1 protein-coding gene is annotated in these 1,439 nt (G+C 67.0%); it reads left to right on the plus strand.

Annotation, left to right across the window (positions count from 1 at the left end; genetic code table 11):
- Positions 1-1,439, plus strand: a 1,439-nt coding sequence (locus IE097_RS19170) for a type VI secretion system Vgr family protein (protein ID WP_189462498.1), incomplete at both ends; no start/stop codon positions are given.

The raw sequence follows: 1,439 nt of genomic DNA on the forward strand, positions 1-1,439 counted from the left end.
CTGACGATCGAACCGCCGCTGGCGCTGCTGCGGCACCGCAAGACCAGCCGGGTGTTCCAGGACCTGAGCGTCCCTGACATCGTCAAGGCGGTCGTCGCCGAACACCAGGAACGCAATCCGTTGCTGGCTGCGAGCTTCGCGCTGCAGTTCGATCTGGCCAAGACGTACCCGGCCCGCTCCTACTGTCTGCAGTACCGCGAATCCGATCTCGACTTCGTCCAGCGCCTGCTGGCCGAGGAAGGCATTGCCTACCGCTTCGGTTTTGCCGGCGGTGAAACCCCGGTGACGACGCTGATCGGTTTCGACGATCCGTACCAGCTCGATGCCGCGGCACAAGCCAGGGTGCGTTTCCATCGCGCCGACGCGACCGAAACCGACGACACGATCACCGGCTGGGACTCGAAGCGCCAGCTCGGCACCAGCAAGGTCAGCCTGGCCAGCTTCGATTACAAGCCGGTCAGCACGCTGACGGCGGACGACGAGAGTGCGATCGACCACGGCGACGGTGGCCGTCAGGCCAGCCAGAGCCTCGAAGACTACGACCCGCAAACGCTGTATTACGGCAGCGACGGCGAAGACCTCGGCCGCTACGCCCAGCTGCGCCAGCAGGCCAACGACCGGGCCAGCAAGCAGTTCAGCGGCGAAGGCACGGTGCGGCAGTTCAACGTCGGTGAATGGTTCCAGCTCGACAACCACCCGGCGCACGACTTCGACGCCCCGGAAGACCGGCAATTCACCGTCACCCGGCAACGGGTACAGGCGCGCAACAACCTGCCCGGCGATCTGGTGAGTCAGCTGTCCAAAGCCGTACTGGGCAGCCCGGCAGCCACGACCCCAACCGGCCAGGCGGCCAACGACGCCCCGTTCCGCACCGACTTCGACGCCCAGCGCCGCGGCATTCCGCTGACGCCGGACTATCAACCGCACGGCAAACCGACCAGCCGTGGCGTGCAGACCGCCACCGTGGTCGGCCCCGGTGATGGCGAGGTCCACACCGACGAACTCGGCCGCATCAAGGTGCAGTTCCACTGGCAGCGGGCACAGGAACACCCCGAATACGGCGCCAGCCTCGACGACAAGTCGTCCTGCTGGCTGCGCGTCGCCATGCCCTCGGCCGGCGCCGGCTGGGGCCACCAGTTCATCCCCCGCGTCGGTCAGGAAGTGCTGGTCGACTTCCTCGAAGGCGACATCGACCGGCCGCTGGTCACCGGCGTCGTCTACAACGGCAGCCACCCGGTCCCGGCCTTCAGCGGCGCCGGCAGCCTGCCGGCCAACAAGACCCTCTCCGGGATCAAGACCAAGGAGCACGGCGGTGGTCAGTACGGCGAACTGCTGTTCGACGATACCCAGGGCGAAGTCCGTACCAAGCTCTCGTCCGAGCACGGCAAGACCCAGCTCAACCAGGGCTTCCTGATCCACCCGCGTTCCGACGGCAAGGG

Origin of the sequence: Jeongeupia chitinilytica, assembly GCF_014652315.1 — a bacterium.
Lineage (GTDB): Bacteria > Pseudomonadota > Gammaproteobacteria > Burkholderiales > Chitinibacteraceae > Jeongeupia > Jeongeupia chitinilytica.